The sequence below is a fragment of the Collinsella sp. AM15-2 genome, from assembly GCF_003471985.1.
Lineage (GTDB): Bacteria > Actinomycetota > Coriobacteriia > Coriobacteriales > Coriobacteriaceae > Collinsella.
This window is the reverse complement of the sequence record NZ_QRKO01000007.1, coordinates 1-21,068: the sequence shown is the minus strand read 5'-3', so window position 1 is coordinate 21,068 and position 21,068 is coordinate 1. Positions and strand designations below refer to the sequence as shown.

Sequence of the window (21,068 nt, the reverse complement as noted above, 5' to 3'; positions counted from 1 at the left end):
GAGGCGGCATCCATGGATCATAAAATGTCGCGCTCGCCGTGGGTTATTCATTACGACGGCTCGAGCTGCAACGGATGCGATATCGAGGTGCTGGCCTCGCTCACCCCACTGTTTGATGCGGAGCGTTTTGGTGTGGTCAACACCGGCAATCCCAAGCATGCGGATATCTTTTTGGTGACGGGGTCGGTCAACGCGCAGAATCTGCCCGTCGTGCGCCAGATCTACAACCAGATGCTCGAGCCCAAGTGCGTGGTGGCCTGTGGCATTTGCGCATGCTCGGGCGGCGTGTTCCGCGATGCCTACAACGTGATCGGTGGCGTAGACCGCGCGATTCCCGTGGACGTGTACGCGCCCGGATGCGCCATTCGCCCCGAGACCGTGATCGATGCCATTGTGGAGGCGTGCGGCATCCTGGATCAGAAGGAGGCCGTGATGCGCGCTGGTGGCGATCCGCTTACCGTGGGCGGTGCCGCTACCTGGGATGGTGGCGTCGAGCTGGGCGAGGACGGGTTTGTGGCTGCTGCGGGGGCCGGGGCCGGTGTCGACGCAGGCACGGCTGACGGTGTGCTCGCCGCTGCAAAGGAGGCCGAGTAATGCAAAAGGCTATCTATACCACCGTCGGAATCGATGAGCTCCTGTCGCATGTCCAGGCGCTCAAGGGCGTCGGCGCGCGCTTTGTGCAAATGCACGCCGAGCGCAACGTCGACGACGGCACGTATCGCCTGATCTATACGTTTATCAACGTTCGTGCTGCGCAAGAGCAGATCGCGCGGGACGGCAGCTATGCGATCGAGAATCTGGTGGTCGAGGGTATCGACCAGTACCAGGAGATTCCGTCCATCAGCTCGTACTATCCGGCGGTGTTCCCGTTTGAGAACGAGGCACACGATCTGTTTGGGCTTGCCATCACCGACATGCAGATCGACTTTAAGGGCTATTTCTACCAGGTCTCGACTGCCGAGCCCATGAGCGTTATCACACCCGAGGTGAAGGCCGCGCGCGAGAAGGCCATGAAGGTCCGTGCCGCTGCCGAGGCCAAGGCGCGCAAGGCTGCGGCCGAGAAGGCCGCCGCTGCCACGGCCGCTACGGGGGAGGGCGCTGCGGACGCTGCCGTCGCTCAGCCCGCTGCGGCTGTCGGCTCCGATGCTCAGCATGACGATGCCGCTGCTAAGGCCGCGCTCAAGGCTGCCGAGATGGAGGCAAAGCTCGCCGCCATGGATCCCGAGAAAGCGGCCAAGGTCCGTGCGGCGCTTGCCGCAAAGGCCGCCCGTGACAAGCAGAAAAAGGAGGCGTAAGGTCCATGGCACATCGCTCCGTTATTCCGTTTGGCCCGCAGCACCCGGTGCTGCCCGAGCCGCTTCATCTGGACCTGGTGATCGAGGACGACCACGTTCTCGAGGCAATTCCGCAGATCGGCTTTGTGCACCGCGGACTCGAGAAGCTCACCGAAAAGCGCGACATGCACCAGTTTGGCTACATCGCCGAGCGCATCTGCGGCATCTGCGCCGTGGGCCACAGCTACGGCTATGCCAGCGCCTGCGAGAGCATGCTCGACATCGAGGTGCCCGGCCGCGTGCAGTATATCCGCACCATTCTGCATGAGCTTTCGCGCATTCACTCGCACCTGCTGTGGCTGGGCCTGCTCGCCGATGCCTTTGGCTTCGAGGCGCTGTTCTATCGTTCGTGGACCCTGCGCGAGCAGATTCTCAAGATCTTTGAGAGCACTTGCGGCGGCCGCGTGATTTTGTCGATCAACGAAATCGGCGGCCTTAAACACGACATTGAGGATTCCGAGCTGGCGGGCATTGTCCAGACGCTCGACGCCATGCGTCCCGACTACGAGGCCCTGGTGCATACGTTTTTGGACGACGACAGCTGCGGCGAACGCCTACATGGCGTGGGGGTGATCAGCAAAAAAGACGCGCTGGATCTGTCGATGGTCGGCCCGTTTGGGCGCGCTTCGGGCGTGGACTATGACGTGCGCATGTTTGGCGACGGCGCCTATGCGGATCTGGCTGCGTTTGAGCCCATTGTTGCCACCGACGGCGACTGCTATGCCCGCTGCCAGGTGCGTTGTGCCGAGGTCACGCAGGCCATGGACATTATCAAGGAGCTTGTGGGCAAGATTCCGCACGACGGCATCGGTGGACGCACCAAGCTCACGCCGGCCGACGGCGCACGCGGCGAGGTTGTGATTGAACAGCCGCGCGGCGAGGCGTACTACTATGTGCGCGGCAATGGCACCAAGAACCTGGACCGTTTTCGCGTGCGCACGCCGACGTCGCAGAACCTGGCGGGTCTGACGCATGCACTGCAGGGCGTGCTCATTGCCAACGTGCCCATGATTATCCTGACCATCGACCCCTGCATTAGCTGCACGGAAAGGTAGGCGCGGCATGAGTTTGCTGACATTCGCCAAGACGGCCTTGGGTTCCATGGTCAAGCAGCCGGTCACGGTGTGCTATCCGCAGGAGAAACTGACGGCGCCCGAGCGCTTGCGCGGGCATATCGTCAACGACATGGACGCGTGCATCTGCTGCGGCATGTGTGCGCGTCGCTGTCCGGCGGGCGCGCTCGCAGTCGATCGCAAGGGTGGAACGTGGTCGATCGACCCGTATGCCTGCGTGGTGTGCGGTGAGTGCATCGAGAGCTGCCCCAAGCACTGCCTGACTATGGACACCGCCCGTACTCCGGTTGCGGCGGATAAGACTCCCACGGTAGAAACCAAGCCGGAATAGCGCGAAAACGGGGCCGGTGGGGCAAAATTGCCCCACCGGCCCCGCGCGTGAACGCGCGGTTGGGCCGCCGCTAACAAAACCATGCCGGATTACGGGGCTGGATGGCGAACCTCCGACCATATAGAAAATCGCAAAAACAAAACCGCAGGTAGATAGCCTGCCGTTTTTCAAAAAATGAAGGTATGGATGAGGGTTCCGACTTTAGCCCCGTAATCCGACACAGTTTTGAAATGACACCATATCAGTACCAGCCCCTGATCCCTCGGGGACGGAGGAAAACGGACCTTTTTGGCCTCGCGAGTACCGCCGCGTGACCCGTCTGCCACGAAATGGGCCCATCTACTACGTTTAAGCCGCTACCCTCGACCACGGCAAGTAATGTGAAATGAAAACCGCAGGTAGAACGCCTGCGATTTTGCATGAAAAGCGGTTATGGGCGGGGGTATCGAGTCAAACGTAGTAGATGGGCCCATTTCGTGGCGGGCGCCGTCTGCCGATCTCCGCGGGCGGAAGGAAAAGGATCATTTTGGTCCCGCGAGGCTTGCGGAGGCACTCGTGCAGGGCCGTCGCGAACAAAACTATGTCGGTTTACTACGATGAATTCGGCATTCCCGACCATGACTGCATTTTTCTAAATATTGCAAGCGTTCTACCTGCGGTTTTGCAAGCGCGCAATTTACCATGGTCGAAGGTGGGCGATTCGTCGTAGTAAACCGGCATAGTATTGAAATAGCATTAAATCGGTAGCAGCCGTTTTGTTATGCCGGGTCGTTCGTTGGGCAACTACCCTCGCAGGTAGGCGATGGCGATCTGCGTGCGGTTGCGTAGGCCCATTTTGGCTAGGATTGAGCTGATGTGGTTGCGTACGGTGCCTTCGCCCATATAAGCCGTGGCGGCAATCTCCTTGTTGTCGAGGCCGCGGGCGATGAGCTCGGCGACTTCGAACTCGCGGTCGGTCAGGCTGGCAAAGGCTGCGGGCCGGCGGGGCGTGCCCGTCTTGTCGCCCATCCCGTCAAAGTCAACATCTTCGATCGCCTTACCCTCGAGCACGCGTTTGCCGTCCATGACTTGCGCCAACGCCGGAGGAATGACGGCGACATCGGTTTTAATCAAGTAGCCGCGGGCGCCCAGTTTGAGCGCCGACACAATGTACTCGTCATCCGAGAATGTCGTCAGAAACACCACGCGCGCCGCAGCGTCGCGCTCAAGGATCTCGCGTGCCGCCGAAAGTCCGTCGCGCCCCGGCATCTGAATGTCGAGCAGCGCGATGTCGGGCGTGTGCTCAGCGTAGAGCGCGACCGCGTCGTCGCCATTGGCGCCGGTACCCACCACCTCGATCTGCGGCTGGGCGCCTAGGATAATCTTGAGTGAATCGACTACCAAGTGGTCGTCATCGACAACTATGAGCCTCATCGGTCCTCATCTCCTTGCTGTTTGGGAACGGTGGCAAACACGCGCCAGCCGCCGGCGCCGGCGCGCGGACCGGCGGTGAAGGTGCCGCCAAGCGCCTCGATGCGCTCGCGCATGGAGACGAGCCCCATGCCCTCCGCGGCGCCACGGCCGATTGCTTGGACCCCGCCCACGCCATCGTCGGTAACGATGAGCTGGTAAAACGACGGATGCTCCATGCATCGTGCGGTGACGGTCTGGGCGCAAGCGTGGCGCATGGTGTTGGAGAGCGCCTCGCGCAGGACCGCCGCAAAGCAGTTGGCGACGTTGGCGGGCGCATGCTCGGCCAAAACTTCAAGCTCAATCTGTGGGCCGCTGTCCGAGCGTACGCCTTCAACGATGCGCTCGAGCTGCACGGAGAGGTTGGTTGCATTGTCGTTGAGCGCGTGGACGCTGGCGCGCACGAGCTGGAGCGCCTCGTCAACCGTGCGTTTGACATCGGCGAAATCGGCGGCGACGCCGGGCTCGTTGGCGTGGACCACGCGCAAGGCTTCGGTTTGGAGCGAAGCGCGCGTGAGCTGGTGGCCCACGTTATCGTGGATCTCGCGCGCGATGCGGGCGCGTTCGGCGAGCGTTGCGAGCTCGACTTCGTAGTCCTGGCGGTCGGCGAGGTCGCGGTTGCGTGCCTCGAGTACCAGGGCGCGTTCTTGCAGCTTGTCGCGGGTGCGACGCATGCGATCCTGTTCGTGCTCCAGCTGCGCGGTGCGCAGCGACAGCAACGTGGCAGCGATCGAAAGGATGGCGGTTAGCAACAGCGTTCGGGTGGTGAGCACGCCGCCACGAAGGTCCGCGACAAGCGCGCAGACAAACACGGCGCCAATCGCCAGCGCGGGCCAGATGCGTTCACGGCGCACGCGTCGCGCGATGTCATAGAAGGCAAGGGGTGCGAACGGCATAAATGGCGGCACGAAGACGGCAGCGATGATGTAAGCGTAGCTCGCGGCCTCGCTCGCGCGATGGGCGTGTTCTTCTCGTGCGACTTCCGACGCCGAGGTGGCCATAACGCCAAGGCAAAACGCCACAACCAGACGAGCGTCCACGGCAAGACCCATGGCGGCCGCAATACAGCACGCCAGCACAATCGATTTGTCGAAAAGCCTGTTCATACGGGTATTGTACGCGATGCTGCGCGCGGGGGAGGCGCCGCCCGGGGCAACCGTGACATTCCTCCCGCGCGGCAAAGCGGCGTCGATCGCTCGCGCGAGCGGGGGTTTCGCCTCTGCCCCCTCGCACTCGTGACAAAGCTCACTGGTGCGCGCCGTCCTCTCCTGCGATGATGCAATCGTACCGGGCCACGACCAACAGAAGGGCCGCCTCATGACAGATATCGTCCACGTCGAAAACCTCGTCAAGCGCTACGACGATCTTATCGCGCTCGACCACTTTAACCTGAGTATTGCCCCTGGCGAGATCTTTGGCCTGCTGGGCCCCAACGGCTCGGGCAAGACCACGTCCATCAACTGCATCCTGCAGCTGCTCGCTTACGACAAGGGCACCATCGAGCTGTTCGGCGAGCCCATGACGCCCACCCGCTACGACCTTAAGCGTCGCGTCGGCGTGGTGCCACAGCAGGTGGCGGTGTTTGACGAGCTCACCGTGCGCGAAAACATCGACTATTTCTGCAGCCTCTACGTCAACGACCGCAAGCGCCGCCGCGCGCTGGTGGACGAGGCGATCGACTTTGTCGGCTTGGGCGACTTTACCAAGTTTCGCCCCGGAAAGCTCTCGGGCGGCTTGGCACGCCGTCTCAACATTGCCTGCGGCATCGCGCACAAGCCCGAGCTCATCTTCTTTGACGAGCCCACAGTGGCAGTCGATCCGCAGAGCCGCAACGCCATTCTGGAGGGCATCTGCCGCCTGCGCGACGAGGGCGCCACGGTGGTGTATACCAGCCATTACATGGAGGAGGTCGAGCAGATCTGCAGCCGCATCATGATCATGGACGGCGGCCGCGTGCTGGCGCAGGGCACCAACGACGAGCTCAAGCGCATGATTCAGATGGGCGAGCGCGTGACCGTCGAGGTCGGCGCCGTCGAGCCCGCCACGGTCGAGCGGCTGCGCGCTCTGGAGCACGTGCTTTCGGTTGAGCTGTCCGGCGGCGAGCTCATCTGCACCTGCGAGGCGAGCCCACATAATCTGGTCGACATCCTTGACACGCTGCGCGCCGCCGACGTGGCACTCGGTCGCGTGTGGAGCGAGCCGCCGACCCTCAACGACGTGTTCCTCGAGATCACCGGCCGCGAGCTACGCGACTAGGGGGCAGCCATGATCAACACCATCATTATCACGGTCAAGACGCTGCTGCGCCGGCCGAGCACATGGGTCTGGGGCGCGCTCTTTCCCATTGCGCTTTCCACGATGTTCATGTTTATGTTTGCGAACCTCAGCTCCGACGGCAAGGTCGATCCGGTGCCGGTAGCCGTTGTCGCCGACGAGGCCTGGGACGCTTCGACCTTTAAGGACGTGGCGACGTCGCTTGCCAAGGAGGGCGACGACCAGCTGCTTAAGATCCACGAGTGCGACGACGCGGCCGAGGCGAACCATGCGCTCAAGTCCGGCGAGGTTGCGGGCGTCTACACGGTCGACGACGCGGGCGCGCCCAAGCTTACGTTGCTTTCGAGCTACGATAGCTCGCGCGCCAGTACGGTGCTCACCGACCGCAGCATCCTGGAGACGGTGGCGAGCTCGTATACGCAAAATGCCGAGCTCATGCGCCAGATTGCCCAGGACAACCCGGCGGCGCTCGCCGACCCGGAGGCGGTTGCGCGCGCCCTGTCGCTTAAGGGCGGCACTCGCCGCGTGAGCCTTACGCGCACCACGCCCGACGGTACGACCATCTACTATTACGCGCTCTTTGGCCTGGTCGCGATGATGTCTTCCGAGTTTGCGGCCCTGGCCGTCGTCGATCTGCAGCCCAATCTGTCCGGCCTCGGCGCGCGCCGCTGCGTGGGCGGCGTCTCCAAGACGGCGTCGCTGGCCGGCATTTTTGTCGGCTCGTGGCTGGTCTCATTTGCCTCGATGGCGATCGCGATCGGCTACGTGCGCCTGGTGGTCGGCATCGACTTTGGCGGGCGCGAGGGGCTGTGCCTGGCGGGCGGCGCCGCATCCGCGCTTGCTGCCACGGGCCTGGGGCTTTTTGTGGGGACGCTTCCCGTTAAGGGCGGCAAGGCGTCCAAATCGGGCATCCTCACGGGCTTTGCCACCACGTGCGCCCTGTTCGCCGGACTCTACGGCGAGCCGGCGATGGCGCTTGCCGACGATGTTGCCCGCGCCTGTCCGGCCGAGTGCTGGCTCAACCCCGTCAAGCTCATCTGCGATATGTTCAACCGCCTGTATTTCTTTGAGGATCTGGGTCCCTTTGTCGTTCGCGCCGGTGCGCTTGTCCTCATGGCCCTGGTGTTTGTCGCCGCCGCTACGCTGATCTTTGGAAGGAGCCGCTATGAGCACCTTTAAGACCGCGCTTCGCATGGCGCTCGCGCACCCGTTCTACCTGCTCATCTACACGGTGTTCATTTCACTCATGGGCGTGTTCATTGCGGCCTCGGTCAGCTGGAACTCGTCGCAGCTGACCGAGTACAAGCCCTACGACGCCAACGTGATTGTGGTCGACCGCGACGGCAGCGATCTTTCGCGTGCGCTTACCAGGCACCTGGGTTCGCGCTTTGACCTGGTCACGGGCGTCGGCGACGACACGTACGACCTTGCGGACGCGCTCTCCAAGAGCAACAGCGCCAAGGGCAGCGCCGACTGCGTGTTCTTTATCCCGGAGGGGTTTGAGGACGATCTTGTTGCGGCCGCCCGTGCGGGGGAGGACTTGCCCAAGCTCGATGTGACCTACGGTTCCGGCACCATGGCGGCGGCGCTTTCGTCTGCCGAGGTTTCGCGGTGGATCTCGCTCGCGGGCGCTGCGGCGGTGCTTGAGCCTGCTGCCTCCGGGGCCAGTGTCGCCAAGACCGCCGAGCACGCCGCCGCAAAGCGCGCGGAGGTCCAGATCGAGCAGGTCAAGGTTGACTCGACTGCCGCAGCCACGCCCGAGTCGTACTTCAACTTTGGCGCGTACGCGATCATCTCATCGGTCATCGTTTCGGTGGGACTGGTGTTTTCGGGTATGAACGAGCCCGAGCGCGTGCGCCGCATGGAGGCCGGCCCGGTCTCCGAGCGCCAGCGTTCGCTTGCTGTGTTCGCGGCTGCCGCGGTGCTTACCGTCTGCATCTGGTTCGTGTCGAGCATGGTGGGTGTCGTGGGCTTTGCCGGCGCGGTCGCCGAGGTCGGTGTGGGTCGCGTGTGCCTGGCGCTGGCGGCGACGCTTGCCCTGGCGTGCACGCCGCTGGCCGTTGGCTTTACCCTGTCGAGCTTGGGCGCGCGCGAGGAGCTGATCAACGGCGTGGGCAACTTACTCGGCATGCTCATGACGTTTTTGGGCGGCGCCTGGATGCCGCTGTCGCTCATGGGCTCGGCCGTGCAGACGGTGGCGCACTTTGTGCCGACGTTTTGGGTGAACGACGCGATCGGCAAGGCGCTTGCCTCGGATCTAACGGCCACCGTGTTGGGCGACATCGCCTGCGACCTGGGCGTCACGGTGCTCTTCGCCGCCGCCATCGCCGCCGTAGGCCTGGCCCTCACCCGCGCCAAATCCCACGCCTAGCTACCTGGTCATCGGGGACGTTCTTAAACGGCTAGTCATCGGAGACAGTCTTTGTCGATTCGCCGGCCCGCCGGTCGTGCCGGCAAGGACTGTCCCAATATGTCGGCACTTGGGGACGTTCCTTTCCTGCCGGCACTTGGGGACAGTCCCGGCATTCATTGGGGACAGACTTAAATGAGTGGTTTCAGTCATTTAAGTCTGTCCCCAATGAGTACCCAATGACTGGTTTGGAAAAAATCGCGCCTGTCGCTTAAAAATAGTTCGCCTGGGTTTACTATTACCCTAGAAAAGTAGCAGAAGGCTAACAACGGGGGATAGCATGTCGACAAAGCAAGCCTATGTCCAGGTCAGCGGGCTCAGGAAACACTACGGCGACGGTGATGCGCGCCTGACGGTACTCGATGGCATCGACACGTCCATCAACCGCGGCGAGATCTGCGTCATGCTGGGGCCCTCGGGCTCGGGCAAGTCGACCTTTCTCAACCTGATCGGCGGCCTGGAGGATGCCGACGGTGGCTCCATCATGGTGGACGGCTGCGCCCTCACGGTGCTCAAACCTACCGATCTGGGCGAGTATCGCCGCCGTGAGCTGGGTTTTGTCTTCCAGTTCTACAACCTGGTGCCCGATCTCACCATCAAGGAGAACATCGAGGTCACGGCGCACCTGTCCAAAAACCCGCTCAATGTCGACGACCTGCTGCGTTCGCTGGGCCTCTACGAGCACCGCAACAAGTTCCCGCGCCAGGTCTCGGGCGGCCAACAGCAGCGTTGCGCCATCGGCCGCGCACTCGTCAAAAACCCGGGCCTGCTGCTGTGCGACGAGCCCACCGGCGCGCTTGACTACAAGACATCCAAGGAAATCTTGCAGCTCATGGAGGATGTTAACCGCACCTACGGCTGCACCATCATCATCGTCACCCACAACGCCGCCATCGCCCGCATGGCCAACCGCGTGCTGCGCCTGCGCGACGGCCGCATCGTCGAGGATGGGCTCAACGAGTCGCCCGTTGCGGCCGCCGAGCTCGATTGGTAGGCGATGCCATGACACCTCTCGCAAAGCGACTCCCGCGCGAGCTGCGCCGCAATATCGGCAAGTACCTGGGCATCTTTTTGCTTATGTGCGGGAGCATCGCTCTCACCTCGGGCTTTTTGCTCGCGGCGCATTCCATCGGTTGCCTTATCGACGACATGCGCGATGCGTACACGATTGAGGACGGCCGCGTGACCACCTCCTTCGAGGCTACCGACGACCAGCTCAAGGCAGCCGAGGATGCAGCCGACGACGTCGGCGGCGTCACGCTCTACAAGAATTTCTCCATCGACGCCATCATCAAAAAGACCGCCGGCGACGACGGCACCAAGCGCACGTTGCGCACCTATGCGCACCGCACCAAGGTCGATATCGCGTCCTACTGCGAAGGCAAGCAGCCCAAGACGGACGATGAGGTGGCTATCGACCGAGTTTTTGCCACCAACAACGACCTTGTCGTGGGCGATAAGGTTGAGCTTGAGGGCCGCACCTACACCATCTGCGGCATCATGACCCAGCCCGATAGCCAGGCGCTGTTCCTCAACAATTCGGACTTTACGGTGAACACCATCACCTATGGTGTGGCCGAGGTCACCGACGCCGGCTTTGCCGCGCTCGAGGATGCCGGTGGTGCACCTGCCTACACCTACTCCTTTGCTTTTACCGATCGCGACCTCCCCACCGCGGATCGCATCGATGCGGAGCAGGATATGGTCGAGGCGCTGACCGATGCCGATGCGCGCGTGGACGATCTGATCGACGCCGATTCCAACCAGGGTATTGGCTACGCGCGCGACGACGTAGACGGCGACTCCATGATGTGGATGACGCTGCTCAACATTATCATCGTGATCATGGCGTTCGTCTTTGTGGTCCTTACCGACGCCACCATCGAGGAGGAGAGCGCCATCATTGGCACGCTGCTCGCCAGCGGCTATCGCCGCCGCGAGATCGTGCTGCACTACCTGGCACTTCCCGCCATCGTGGGCGTGGTCGCGGCGCTTTTGGGCACCGCGCTCGGCGTCGCGTTCTTTACCGAGCCCATGCGCGGCCTCTATTACGGTTCGTACAGCCTGCCTCCCTTCCAGGTGTACTGGAGCTGGGAGATTTTTGTGAAGTGCGCCGTGGTTCCCGCTGCCGCGCTCATCCTCATCACGCTGGTGGGCCTGCTTCGCAAGATGGGCAAGACGCCGTTGCAGTTCCTTCGTCACGAGGCGAGCGGCAAATCGGGCACCAAGCGCGGTCTGCAGCTGCCGGAGCGCATGGGCTTTGTCTCGCGCTTTCGCCTGCGCATCTTCCTGCGCAACCTGGGCAACTTCGCCACGCTCTTCGTGGGCATTGCGTTTGCCTCGCTGCTGCTGCTCTTTGGCCTGGCGATCCTGCCCACGATGACGCACTATGCGGACAACCTGGAGACAAGCCTGGTCGCCGAGCACCAGTACACGCTCAAGGCTCCGCTAGAGCTTGAGGGTACTGCCGAGGAGCGCGGGCAGTGGGCGGCGCTCGAGCGCTTGCAGTCGATTGACGGCGCGCTGCTCTCCGCCGCCCAGGATGCCGATGACGAGCTTGACGACGCGGCCGATGCGGCGCAGACGGCAGCCGATGCCGCGACCGCATCTCCGTCTGCCGAGAGCCTGGCCGCGGCGCAGGACGCGCTCGCCAAGGTCCAGGACAAGAAAGATGCGCTTTATGCGCGCCTCGATGACCTTGCCGATGCCCTCGGCTGCGACCGCGATGAGGCCATCGACCTGATCGACAAGGCCTCTAAGATCGACACCGACAACGACGACATTCACCCGATCAACACGACCGACAACGGCGCGGGCGCAATCGCGCAGGCCGAGAAATATGCCGTTTACCAGCTGCAATACGACCGCGGCGAGGGAAACGGCACAGAGGCCATCTCTGTCTACGGCATTTCATCTCATTCGCGCTATTGGAAAGACCTCAACGTCGGCGACGGGCGCGTCGTCTTTGGCGGCGGTCTGCTCGATAAGTTTGGCTGGAGCGAGGGCCAGAAGGTCGAGCTTCGCGACAAGTACGAGGCTCGGGATTATTCTCTTGAGTACGCGGGTAAGGACTGCATCTGGGGTTCAAAGTCGGACATGAATATCTATACGAGCATCGATGACTTTAACGAGCTGTTCGGCAACGACGCCGCCTACTTTAACGGCTATGTGAGCGACGAGAAGCTCGACCTCGATGCTCGTTACTTTGCCGGTGACACCACGCCCGACGACATGCGCGCCGTGGGTGACCAGTTCATCGGCATGATGAGCAAAATGATCGGCATGATGGTCGGGCTCGCGGTGTTTATCTTCCTGCTGTTTATGTACCTGCTGACCAAGGCGGTGATCGACCACAGCGCCCGTTCGATCAGCTACATGAAAGTCTTTGGCTATCGCGATAGCGAGATCTCGCATCTGTACATCCGCTCGATCACGCTGTGCGTGGCGGCGTCGCTCGTGCTGAGCCTGCCGGTCATTATTGGCTCGCTCACGGCCATCTTCCGCTCGATGCTGCTCGCCTACAACGGCAATATCGAGATCTACGTGCCCGCTTGGTCCATGGCTGCATGCATCGGCATCGGCTTTGCGACCTACCTGGTCGTGGCGCTGCTGCACACGCGCTCTATCAAGCGCGTCAGCCTGGCCGAAGCCCTCAAGGTGCAGGAGTAGTCATTGGGGACGTTCTTAAACGACTAGTCGTTGGGGACAGTCTTTGCCGGATCGCCGGCTCGCTGGCCGGGCGGCAAGCACTCATTTAAGTCTGTCCCCAATGAGTGCCTAGCGACTCGGCGTTGCGCTTGACTTCAACCCCACTTCAACGGGTACCATCCTCTATGCCTGTAACGCCATATAGACCGAGGGGATAGATCTATGACCGCAACCGCACCCGCAGCACCGGCAAAGGTGTACTTCACCAACCTGCGCACGCATGCTCGCGAGAGCCAGCTCGACAAACTCAAACGCCTCATTCGCCGCGCCGGCATTGAGCAGATCGACTTCGAGAACAAGTTCGTCGCTATCAAGATTCACTTTGGCGAGCTGGGTAACCTGAGCTTTCTGCGCCCAAACTACGCCCGCGCCGTCGCAGACGTCGTGAAGGAGCTGGGCGGCAAACCCTTCCTCACCGACTGCAACACGCTCTATGTGGGCAGCCGCAAAAACGCGCTCGAGCACATCGACACCGCCTACCAGAACGGCTTTACCCCGTATGCCACGGGTTGCCAGATCATCATCGCCGACGGCCTCAAGGGCACCGACGAGGCGCTCGTTCCGGTCGAGGGCGGCGAGTACGTGCGCGAGGCAAAGATCGGCCAGGCACTCATGGACGCCGACATCGTGATTAGCCTCACCCACTTTAAGGGCCATGAGCAGGCCGGCTTTGGCGGCGCCATGAAGAACCTGGGTATGGGCGGCGGTAGCCGTGCCGGCAAGATGGAGCAGCACGCCGCTGGCAAGCCGAGCGTCGATACCACCAACTGCGTTGGCTGCCGTGCCTGCGAGAAGATATGCGCGCACAGCGCCATCACGTTTGACGGTACGCGTGAGCGCGAGCTTGCCAACGGCAGCACTCGCACGGTTCATGTGGCTGCCATCGACCACGATCGCTGCGTGGGCTGCGGACGCTGCATTGCGGCGTGCAACCAGGACTGCATCAAGCCCGACTATGATGCCGCGGCCGACGTGCTCAACTACAAGATCGCTGAGTACACCAAGGCCATCGTCGACGGCCGCCCGAGCTTCCACATCTCGCTCGCCATGGACATCAGCCCCAACTGCGACTGCCATCCCGAGAATGACACGCCCATCGTCAACGACATCGGCATGTTCGCGAGCTTCGACCCGGTCGCCATCGACCAGGCCTGCGCCGACGCCGTCCTGGCGTCCGAGCCGCTGCCTAACACCGAGCTTACCGACAGCGCGGCCAAGATGGAGCATAATCACGCGCATCTGGAGGGCGAGCAGGCCAAGGATCCCTTCTGCATCACGCATCCCGACACCGACTGGCGCGCGTGCATCGCGCATGCCGAGAAGATTGGCCTGGGCACGAGCGAGTACGAGCTCATCGAGGTCAAATAGCGCCTAGCTATTGGACATATCAAGCGCTTTTGTAGCGCAACGTTAGTAAAAACCGCCCGTGAGCACAGCGCCCACGGGCGGCTTTTTGGAAGTGCTAGGGGCCAGATAGACCAGTAAACCGTACTATTTGCTTAAAAATTCTTGTCGAGGAACTCGTCGACCGTATTCCAGTAGAGCTCGGGGTCAACTTGCGCGCTCTTGGCGTGGGTGGCGCCATGGATGGTGAGCTTTTGCTTGACCTTGCTGGCGCACACGTCGTAGTTTTGGTCGAGCATGTCGTACGGCACAAAGGTGTCCTGGTCGCCGTGGATGAACAACATGGGAACCGTCGCGTGTTTGAGTTGCTCCACACTGCTCGCCTTATGAAAGTCGTAGCCCGCGCGCACGTTGCACACCAAGTTTGCTACATCGAGCAAGGGAAAACTGGGCAGGCCAAATACATCCTTGAGCTGCAGGGAAAACTCGTCCCAAACGCTTGTATAGCCGCAGTCCTCGATAATGCATTTCACATTTGCGGGCAGAGATTCCCCCGCTACGTTCATGGCAGTCGCCGCGCCCATCGACTCGCCAAAGACCAGGATGCGCGCCTTGGGATCGGCCGCAACAATCCGCCCGATCCACGCGACGACATCGAGTCGCTCGGGCCAGCCCATGCCGATGTAGTCACCGCCGGAACGCTCGTGGGCGCGGGCGGCGGGTGCGAGTACGTTCATGCCGCGGTCGTGGAATCGCTTGACGTATCGGGCCATACCGATGGGCTCGTTGGTATATCCATGCAGGCAGACGGCGTAGTCGTGCGTGCTCTCCGACGCAGCAAAATACCAGGCGGCAAGCTCGGTCCCGTCATCTGCGGTGAGGCCGCTGCTCTCGCGATTCTCTTTAAACCACGCCCGCGCCTCGGTTCCCTCGGCATCCGGCTGCTCACTTTCTTTGCCGTCCTTGCCGTCCTGCATCATCTTCATGGTGTATGGCGCGCGGGGATTCAGCGCGAAGTCAAACAGAAAGTTGCCGGCAAATCCGAGCAGCGCAATGACAACCACCAGCGCAACGACGCCGGCTATCTTGAGCTTTCGATGGGAACGTGCGTTTTGAGACATAAGAAGCTTTCCTATAAGATGTTAATACATCAACATTTAATGCAAGCGCATTATGGACGTTCACCGTTGATGCGTCAACAGGCAAAGAATGGGTAAACAAAGGGTCACGTATGGTGCAAATTTCGCACGCACCCAGACGCTTTGATATAGTGTTGAGAACTCTTTACGTTGGAGGATGTAACCGGCATGTCCGATTCGAGCGACAGTTCCAAGCCGCGACCCAAGGCCGCGGCCGTTCCGCACTACACGGTGGGCGAGGAGATTATGAACTCCGTCACCCATGGTGTCGGCTGCTTGCTGGGTATTGCGGGTCTGGTGCTCCTGATCGTATTCGCTGCACTGCGCGGCGGTGGCCCGGCCCACATGGCCGCGGCAATTGTCTATGGCGTCAGCATCATCCTCGAATACCTAGCCTCCACGCTCTACCATGCGATTCAACCCGCGCGCGCCAAGCGCGTGTTTCGCATCATCGACCACAGCTGCATCTACCTGCTCATAGCCGGCAGCTATACGCCGTTTTGCCTCATCACGCTCGCAAACGACGGCGGCGCTGCGCTGTTCTTCGCCGTATGGGCCATCGCCATTATCGGCATCGCCCTCGAGTGCTTTATGCGCGAGCGCCAGCCGCACTGGGTAAGCGGCCTGGTCTACCTGCTGATGGGCTGGCTCGTTGTCTTTAAGCTGCCCGAGCTCGTGTCGCTGCTCAACCCCGTGGCACTTGCCCTGCTCGCTGTCGGCGGCGTGTGCTATACCGTGGGCGTGCCGTTCTACATCGCCAAAAACGTGCGCTATCTGCATAGTGTGTTTCACCTGTGGGTGCTCGCCGGCAGCATCTTCCAGTTCATGGCGGTGATTCTCTTCGTAATCTAGCGACCGCGCCTGCGCGCCCGCGTCCTCGTTTGGGCGCCGGTGCAATTGCCGTATCCGTCATCAACGTTTTGACCTGACGTCCCGAATCTTGGAGGTTCGAGAAACTCCCGATGGACATAACCATCTCCCTTATCACTACCCTCGTTTTGACCCTCATCAACGGCTACTTCTCTATGTCCGAGATGGCGCTCACCACGGCCAAGCGCGCCGTGCTGGAGCATGAGGCCGAGGAAGGCGACAAGCGCGCCGAGCGCGCCGTCCAGCTCGCCGCCGATTCCGACCAGCTGCTCGCCACCATTCAGGTCGCCATCACGCTCGTGGGCTTCGCCTCGTCCGCCGTCGCCTCGACGAGCCTGTCCGACCCGCTCGCCACATGGCTCATGAGCTTTGGCATCGCGCCGCTTTCCGCCATCGCGCGCGGCCTGGCGCCGGTCATCATCACCGTCGCGGTCGCCTTTGTGTCCATCGTGATCGGCGAGCTTGTGCCCAAGCGCATCGGCCTCGCAAACGCCGAGGGCGTATCCAAGCAGGTCGTGGGACCGCTTTCCGTGTTCCAAAAGATCGCCCGCCCGCTCGTGTGGCTGACCGGTGCCTGCTCCGACGGCCTGGCCCGCATCCTGCGCATCAAGAGCGCCGACGACCGTCAGAACGTCTCGGAAGAAGAGATCAAGTACATGGTCTCGGAGCAGGACGACCTGCTCGACGAGGAAAAGCGCATGATCCACGAGATCTTCGACCTGGGCGACACCGTGGCTCGCGAGGTCATGGTGCCGCGCGTGGACACCACCATGTGCGAGGACGACGAGACAGTCGCCGACGTGCTGTCCACCATGCGCCAGACCGGCTTCAGTCGCATCCCCGTCTATCACGAGGACCCCGACAACGTCGCGGGCATCGCGCACATCAAGGACCTGATCCAGCCCGCGCTCGACGGCAAGGGCGACCAGCCCATTGCCGACTTTTTGCGCGACGCCACCTTTGTGCCCGATACCAAGGACATCCTGCCGCTGCTGTCCGAGATGCAGACCTCGCACGACCAGATCGTGGTCGTCGTGGACGAGTACGGCGGCACGGCCGGCATCATCACCATCGAGGACATCGTCGAGGAAATCGTCGGCGAGATCGAGGACGAGTTCGACCCCGACAACAAGTACCTCACGCGCCTCTCGCGCCGCGAGTGGCTCGTCGATGGGCGTTTTTCGTGCGATGACGCGATTGAGCTTGGTTGGCCGCTCGAGGAAAGCGATGATTATGAGACCATCGCCGGCTGGATTTTGGAGCTTTGCGACTCGGTGCCCGACATCGGAGAGGTGTTTGAGGTCGCGGGGTACAAGTTCAAGGTACAGTCGATGCGTGGCCAGCGTATCTCGCTTATTCGCGTGATCGCTCCGGCCGAAACCGATAAGAAGGATTCCGAGCCCCCGGCAGAGAAGCCGGCGGCGTCGGGTGCGGGCTCTGCGGATCCGCACGACGGCGACGAGTAGGGCAAGGACGAGTAGGGGAGAGTTATGGCAGGCCTGTTCAACATCCTTAAGGTCACCGTCAGCGAGGACAAGATTTGCGCGCACGTGCTGGTGAACCCCGGCATGCCGCTCATGACCTCGGAGGATATCGAGGCCACGGCGCGCGTGTACTACCTGGTGCCCGCGATTGCCAAGCACCTGTGCCTGGGCGACTCCGGCCGCGAATTCCAGGATTGCATGGGCCAGACCGAGCTTTGCCATCTGCTGGAGCACGTGACGGTCGAGCTCATGAACGAGACCGGTCTTGCCGGCAGCATCTCGTGCGGTCGCACGCGCGTGAGCGAGCATGACGAGCGTGTCTTTGAGATTGAGCTTTCGTGCCCCGATGATGCGCTGGCCATCGGCGCGCTGTCTTCGGCCACCTTTATGATGGACTGGGCGTACCTGCACGCCGACCAGCCCACTCCCGATGTGGACGGTACGGTTGCGGGCTTGCGCAACCTGGTGCTGGGTATGCGCGCCGAGGCCGAGGGCAAGGACCCGCACGAGGCCGTTGCCGCTGCGAACGGCGAGGACGTGGCTGAGGATGCGCCCGAGCACGACGCTCCTGCCGAGGCCGACGCTGAGCCCGTTGCCGAGGCGCCTGCTGAGCCCGAGTCTGCGGAGCCCCAAGGCGTCCCGAGCTTTGACGACGAGCCGCAGATGCCAATCGATACCGAGGGCGCGGTCGTCGAGAACCACGAGGCCCCCGCGGCCGTCTTTGGCGGTGCGGCAACGGCTCCGTCCGGCTCGGCGCACGAGGGCAGCCTGCCGCTCGTCGATGGCGCCGGCGAAGACCCGGCCGCCACGGTGGCCATGCCGGTTGCGCCTCAGGAGTAGGCTCACTCGCTTATCACCATCATGTACCTGCGCTTTTACCGTACGCAGATGAGCGCGACGGCAAGTGTTGCGCTGCGGGTATAATGGACAGCATTCAAACGGTGGGCATCGAGGTGCCCGCAGGAGAGGAATGATCATGGGAAAGACTTTCAGCTTTGTCTCCGGTGCGCTCTTTGGTGCTGCCGCCGGCGCTATCATCGGCGTTGCTCTGGCCCCGCGCTCGGGTGCCGAGACCCGCGCCATGGCCGCCGATATCGCCAACGATGCCTGGGACAACATGCGTGACACCTACGAGCACAGTGCCGAGGAGGCTCGTGCCGCGGTCAACGACTTTGGTCCGATGGTCGACGCCAAGACCGATGACCTGCGCGCCAAGGTCGACCTGGCCCGCGAGCGCATGGACCAGCTTCGCGAGCAGCTCAACGATGCCATCTCGGGCGGCAACGTGACGCCCGCTGCCGACGTCGTGGTCGAGAACGTCACCGAGGCCGGCACCGAGGCCACGGAGCCCTCGACCGAGGCATAATGCGCGCAGGGGATTTTGTCGGCGTCAAGGTTTACCGCAAACCTGCCGAAGACAAGCGCACCAAAAAGGACGGCACGCCGCGCAGCCCTAAAAAGCTCGGCAAGATTCACTTTCCCGTCTTTACCCCGGGCGGCACGCGCGTGGTGGGCTTTATGGTCCGCCAGTCCGATATCGCGGGTATGATCGAGCGTCCCGACCGCTTTGTGGCGCTCGATGCCATCGGCGTCTATGAGGGTGCTGTCGCGGTCGACGACGTCAAGGGCACCTATGATGCCGCCGCAGCCAAGCGCCTCGATATCAACCTGGACGATTGCATCATCTGGGTCGGCATGGACGTGCGCACGGAATCGGGCGATGTCGTGGGCTACTGCTCGGACGTTGAGTTCAAGCCGCGCTCGGGTATTGTGCAGATGTTCTACGTGACCGCCGGTGCCGCTTCGAGCGTGCTGGTGGGCGACACGCAGGTGCCGCCGACGATGCTGCGCGGCTACGAGAACGGTGCGATGATTGTCTCGGACGAGGTCAAGGCGCTCGGGTATTCGGGCGGCGCGGCCGCCAAGGCTGCCGAGGTCAGTGTCGTGGTAGGCGATAAGGTCAAGAAGGGCGCCAAGGTGCTCGATGACAAGGGATCGGTCGCCGTGGACAAGGGCAGTCGTGCACTGGGCAAGCAGCTCGGCAAGACGCGCGGTATGTTCAAGGCCTTTAAGGACGAATATCAAAAGGCGAGCGGGGGCTCGTCAAAAGCTAGCAAATAGAGACGTACCAAATGATGGGAGGCGAGCCGGAGACATGTTGCTCCGGCTCGCTGTGTTTATGGGGGAGGGCACATGCGCCAAAACGGATCTAACTTAAACGGGCGCTCGGGTGCGCGTCCGACGGCGCGCCGCGACCTGGGGCAGCTGCCCAGCGGTCAGCGTCGACGTCGCCGTAAGCCCGGCGCGATGTACCTCAACCATAGCCGTGGGTTTAGCGATCGCAGCGCGCGCATCGGCAACGGGCGCTCGCCGCGCCGACCGTCCCGTCTGCCCTATGCGCTTATCGCCGTGGGTTGCGCGCTCGTGCTGTTTATCGCTGCCGTCGTGGGCTACGTCAACCGCAGCGTGGACGTGGAACTCAACGGGCAAAAGACCGCGGTGCGCGTGGGCTCTACGTTGCAGAATCTTATCGACGATCAAAGCCTGACCGAAACGTACGACGCCGGTGATCTGCTGGCCGTCGACGACAGCGTGCTTAAGCGCCATGGCGGCGAAAAGCTGTCGGTGAAGGTCGACGGCAAGCGCGTGAAGCAAGGCAAATGGGATAGTCGCGAACTTGAGGGCGGCGAGAAGGTGACGGTCAAGGACGGCCGCAACGCGTACGAAAAGCACGAGGTCCAGGCCACGACTATCGAGCCAAAGCTTAAGGTCGAGGGCACGGGTGCCATTGAGTATGTCAAAGCCTGGGGTGTTCAGGGCCGCTCCGAGGTATGGGTCGGCGAGCAGTCGGGCAAGACGCAGGACCGCGGCGAGGTCGTGCCCGCCACCGACTGCGTAGTCGAGTGCGCAAGCGTAGCGCCCAAGGGCAACGAAAAGTACGTGGCCCTGACATTTGACGAGGGTCCGAGCGGCGCGACCAAGCAGATCTTGCAGGTGCTCAAGGAAAAGGGCGTCACGGCGACGTTCTTCCTTTCGGGCGATGCCGCGGAAGCCTCGCCCGCTACTGCCAAAGCGATTGTCGATGCCGGGTGCGAGATCGGCTCCAACAGCTACAGCGATGATTCGCTCAAGGGCGAGGATCGCGAGACGGTGCGCAAGCAGATCACGAAGGGCACCGAGGCGATTAAGTCGGCGACCGGCGTCGAGACGATGTTGCTGCGTGCCCCCTACGCCGCGTTTGACGAGCAAAACTGGATCGATTCGATGGACCTGGTGTCCGCCGTGGTTTCGTGGAATATCGATTCGGGCGACTGGCTGCTCAACGGCGCTGACGAGCAAGTATCGACCGTGCTCGACTCGGTGACGCCGGGCAATATTGTGCTGCTCACCGATAGCGATGAGTGCGCCGAGCAGACGCTCGAGGCGCTGCCGCAGATTATCGATGGCCTTGTCGCCGACGGCTACAAGATCGTGACGCTCAGCGACCTGGTCAAGACGGACACGGCATTGAGCAAAAAACTCACCTCGCTCGCCAAGGTTTCCATGCCCAAAAACGCCGTGTTTCCCCAACTCCCCGAGGACGACGACACCGCAGAGTAGCCATGTAAGAACGTCCATTACAGTCGAAATTGTCAGCCCGGGCCCGTCTCGG

Annotated in this window: 19 protein-coding genes; 16 read left to right on the top strand and 3 right to left on the bottom strand. The window is 62.3% G+C overall.

Translation table 11 applies throughout. The features are described 5' to 3' along the window. Positions 1–12 precede the first annotated feature (12 nt). The 4 genes from DW171_RS04515 to DW171_RS04500 are packed head-to-tail and all read left to right on the top strand — an operon-like array spanning position 13 to position 2,738. The gene (locus DW171_RS04515) at positions 13–594 is read left to right on the top strand and encodes an NADH-quinone oxidoreductase subunit B family protein (protein ID WP_117640500.1); all 582 of its coding nucleotides are present in this window, start codon (positions 13–15) and stop codon (positions 592–594) included. Further along, on the top strand, positions 594–1,295 hold the full coding sequence (locus tag DW171_RS04510; protein WP_118270552.1) for an NADH-quinone oxidoreductase subunit C: 702 nt from the start codon (positions 594–596) through the stop codon (positions 1,293–1,295). Before DW171_RS04515 ends, DW171_RS04510 begins: the two co-directional genes overlap by 1 nt. Before the next feature lie 5 nt (positions 1,296–1,300). Beyond that, entirely contained in the window at positions 1,301–2,389 is a 1,089-nt protein-coding gene (locus DW171_RS04505) for a nickel-dependent hydrogenase large subunit (protein WP_118270551.1), read from the top strand. Between the two features lie 7 nt (positions 2,390–2,396). Beyond that, positions 2,397–2,738, top strand: coding sequence for a 4Fe-4S dicluster domain-containing protein (locus DW171_RS04500; protein ID WP_118270550.1), 342 nt, complete (start codon positions 2,397–2,399; stop codon positions 2,736–2,738). Positions 2,739–3,521: 783 nt separating this feature from the next. On the opposite strand, the gene DW171_RS04495 is transcribed toward DW171_RS04500, so the two are convergent. Further along, entirely contained in the window at positions 3,522–4,151 is a 630-nt protein-coding gene (locus DW171_RS04495; protein ID WP_118270549.1) for a response regulator transcription factor, read from the bottom strand. Then, positions 4,148–5,293 carry a sensor histidine kinase gene (locus DW171_RS04490; RefSeq protein WP_158571013.1) on the bottom strand — a complete coding sequence of 382 codons (1,146 nt, stop codon included), beginning with the start codon at positions 5,291–5,293 and terminating at the stop codon, positions 4,148–4,150. The genes DW171_RS04495 and DW171_RS04490 overlap by 4 nt, the downstream gene beginning before the upstream one ends. 211 nt (positions 5,294–5,504) lie before the next feature. Between DW171_RS04490 and DW171_RS04485 the strand changes: the two genes are divergently transcribed. The 6 genes from DW171_RS04485 (at position 5,505) to DW171_RS04460 (ending at position 13,947) form a co-directional block, all read left to right on the top strand. Further along, positions 5,505–6,443: an ABC transporter ATP-binding protein gene (locus DW171_RS04485; RefSeq protein ID WP_117630027.1), complete on the top strand. Its 939-nt coding sequence runs from the start codon at positions 5,505–5,507 to the stop codon at positions 6,441–6,443. 9 nt (positions 6,444–6,452) lie between these two features. Beyond that, a complete protein-coding gene (locus tag DW171_RS04480; RefSeq protein ID WP_118270547.1) occupies positions 6,453–7,640 on the top strand; it encodes an ABC transporter permease in 1,188 nt (395 codons plus the stop codon). Continuing rightward, positions 7,627–8,832: an ABC transporter permease gene (locus DW171_RS04475; RefSeq protein ID WP_118270546.1), complete on the top strand. Its 1,206-nt coding sequence runs from the start codon at positions 7,627–7,629 to the stop codon at positions 8,830–8,832. Before DW171_RS04480 ends, DW171_RS04475 begins: the two co-directional genes overlap by 14 nt. 319 nt (positions 8,833–9,151) lie before the next feature. Beyond that, positions 9,152–9,865: an ABC transporter ATP-binding protein gene (locus DW171_RS04470; protein WP_117630024.1), complete on the top strand. Its 714-nt coding sequence runs from the start codon at positions 9,152–9,154 to the stop codon at positions 9,863–9,865. A gap of 8 nt (positions 9,866–9,873) precedes the next feature. Further along, positions 9,874–12,540, top strand: coding sequence for an ABC transporter permease (locus tag DW171_RS04465; protein ID WP_118270545.1), 2,667 nt, complete (start codon positions 9,874–9,876; stop codon positions 12,538–12,540). 201 nt (positions 12,541–12,741) lie between these two features. Further along, entirely contained in the window at positions 12,742–13,947 is a 1,206-nt protein-coding gene (locus DW171_RS04460) for a DUF362 domain-containing protein (protein ID WP_118270544.1), read from the top strand. Positions 13,948–14,078: 131 nt separating this feature from the next. On the opposite strand, the gene DW171_RS04455 is transcribed toward DW171_RS04460, so the two are convergent. Beyond that, entirely contained in the window at positions 14,079–15,044 is a 966-nt protein-coding gene (locus DW171_RS04455) for an alpha/beta hydrolase (RefSeq protein ID WP_117778704.1), read from the bottom strand. Between the two features lie 186 nt (positions 15,045–15,230). Between DW171_RS04455 and DW171_RS04450 the strand changes: the two genes are divergently transcribed. The 6 genes from DW171_RS04450 to DW171_RS04425 all read left to right on the top strand — a co-directional run bounded on the left by DW171_RS04450 (position 15,231) and on the right by DW171_RS04425 (position 21,016). After that, a complete protein-coding gene (locus DW171_RS04450; protein ID WP_197032173.1) occupies positions 15,231–15,914 on the top strand; it encodes a hemolysin III family protein in 684 nt (227 codons plus the stop codon). Positions 15,915–16,024: 110 nt separating this feature from the next. After that, complete coding sequence (locus DW171_RS04445) at positions 16,025–17,398, top strand: hemolysin family protein (RefSeq protein ID WP_118270543.1); 1,374 nt, start codon at positions 16,025–16,027, stop codon at positions 17,396–17,398. Between the two features lie 24 nt (positions 17,399–17,422). After that, positions 17,423–18,256, top strand: a complete 834-nt coding sequence (locus DW171_RS04440; protein WP_233514479.1) for a hypothetical protein — start codon at positions 17,423–17,425, stop codon at positions 18,254–18,256. A gap of 136 nt (positions 18,257–18,392) precedes the next feature. Beyond that, positions 18,393–18,782, top strand: a complete 390-nt coding sequence (locus tag DW171_RS04435; RefSeq protein ID WP_117843045.1) for a YtxH domain-containing protein — start codon at positions 18,393–18,395, stop codon at positions 18,780–18,782. Further along, on the top strand, positions 18,782–19,537 hold the full coding sequence (locus DW171_RS04430) for a PRC-barrel domain containing protein (RefSeq protein ID WP_118270542.1): 756 nt from the start codon (positions 18,782–18,784) through the stop codon (positions 19,535–19,537). Before DW171_RS04435 ends, DW171_RS04430 begins: the two co-directional genes overlap by 1 nt. A gap of 72 nt (positions 19,538–19,609) precedes the next feature. Further along, the gene (locus tag DW171_RS04425; protein ID WP_233539100.1) at positions 19,610–21,016 is read left to right on the top strand and encodes a polysaccharide deacetylase family protein; all 1,407 of its coding nucleotides are present in this window, start codon (positions 19,610–19,612) and stop codon (positions 21,014–21,016) included. Positions 21,017–21,068 lie beyond the last annotated feature (52 nt).

What these genes read in the sequence shown, in the direction of transcription:
- DW171_RS04515 (WP_117640500.1), top strand. Translation starts at nt 13, where the DNA reads ATGGATCATAAAATGTCGCGCTCGCCGTGGGTTATTCATTACGACGGC.
- DW171_RS04510 (WP_118270552.1), top strand. Translation starts at nt 594, where the DNA reads ATGCAAAAGGCTATCTATACCACCGTCGGAATCGATGAGCTCCTGTCG.
- DW171_RS04505 (WP_118270551.1), top strand. Translation starts at nt 1,301, where the DNA reads ATGGCACATCGCTCCGTTATTCCGTTTGGCCCGCAGCACCCGGTGCTG.
- DW171_RS04500 (WP_118270550.1), top strand. Translation starts at nt 2,397, where the DNA reads ATGAGTTTGCTGACATTCGCCAAGACGGCCTTGGGTTCCATGGTCAAG.
- DW171_RS04495 (WP_118270549.1), bottom strand. Translation starts at nt 4,151, where the DNA reads ATGAGGCTCATAGTTGTCGATGACGACCACTTGGTAGTCGATTCACTC.
- DW171_RS04490 (WP_158571013.1), bottom strand. Translation starts at nt 5,293, where the DNA reads ATGAACAGGCTTTTCGACAAATCGATTGTGCTGGCGTGCTGTATTGCG.
- DW171_RS04485 (WP_117630027.1), top strand. Translation starts at nt 5,505, where the DNA reads ATGACAGATATCGTCCACGTCGAAAACCTCGTCAAGCGCTACGACGAT.
- DW171_RS04480 (WP_118270547.1), top strand. Translation starts at nt 6,453, where the DNA reads ATGATCAACACCATCATTATCACGGTCAAGACGCTGCTGCGCCGGCCG.
- DW171_RS04475 (WP_118270546.1), top strand. Translation starts at nt 7,627, where the DNA reads ATGAGCACCTTTAAGACCGCGCTTCGCATGGCGCTCGCGCACCCGTTC.
- DW171_RS04470 (WP_117630024.1), top strand. Translation starts at nt 9,152, where the DNA reads ATGTCGACAAAGCAAGCCTATGTCCAGGTCAGCGGGCTCAGGAAACAC.
- DW171_RS04465 (WP_118270545.1), top strand. Translation starts at nt 9,874, where the DNA reads ATGACACCTCTCGCAAAGCGACTCCCGCGCGAGCTGCGCCGCAATATC.
- DW171_RS04460 (WP_118270544.1), top strand. Translation starts at nt 12,742, where the DNA reads ATGACCGCAACCGCACCCGCAGCACCGGCAAAGGTGTACTTCACCAAC.
- DW171_RS04455 (WP_117778704.1), bottom strand. Translation starts at nt 15,044, where the DNA reads ATGTCTCAAAACGCACGTTCCCATCGAAAGCTCAAGATAGCCGGCGTC.
- DW171_RS04450 (WP_197032173.1), top strand. Translation starts at nt 15,231, where the DNA reads ATGTCCGATTCGAGCGACAGTTCCAAGCCGCGACCCAAGGCCGCGGCC.
- DW171_RS04445 (WP_118270543.1), top strand. Translation starts at nt 16,025, where the DNA reads ATGGACATAACCATCTCCCTTATCACTACCCTCGTTTTGACCCTCATC.
- DW171_RS04440 (WP_233514479.1), top strand. Translation starts at nt 17,423, where the DNA reads ATGGCAGGCCTGTTCAACATCCTTAAGGTCACCGTCAGCGAGGACAAG.
- DW171_RS04435 (WP_117843045.1), top strand. Translation starts at nt 18,393, where the DNA reads ATGGGAAAGACTTTCAGCTTTGTCTCCGGTGCGCTCTTTGGTGCTGCC.
- DW171_RS04430 (WP_118270542.1), top strand. Translation starts at nt 18,782, where the DNA reads ATGCGCGCAGGGGATTTTGTCGGCGTCAAGGTTTACCGCAAACCTGCC.
- DW171_RS04425 (WP_233539100.1), top strand. Translation starts at nt 19,610, where the DNA reads ATGCGCCAAAACGGATCTAACTTAAACGGGCGCTCGGGTGCGCGTCCG.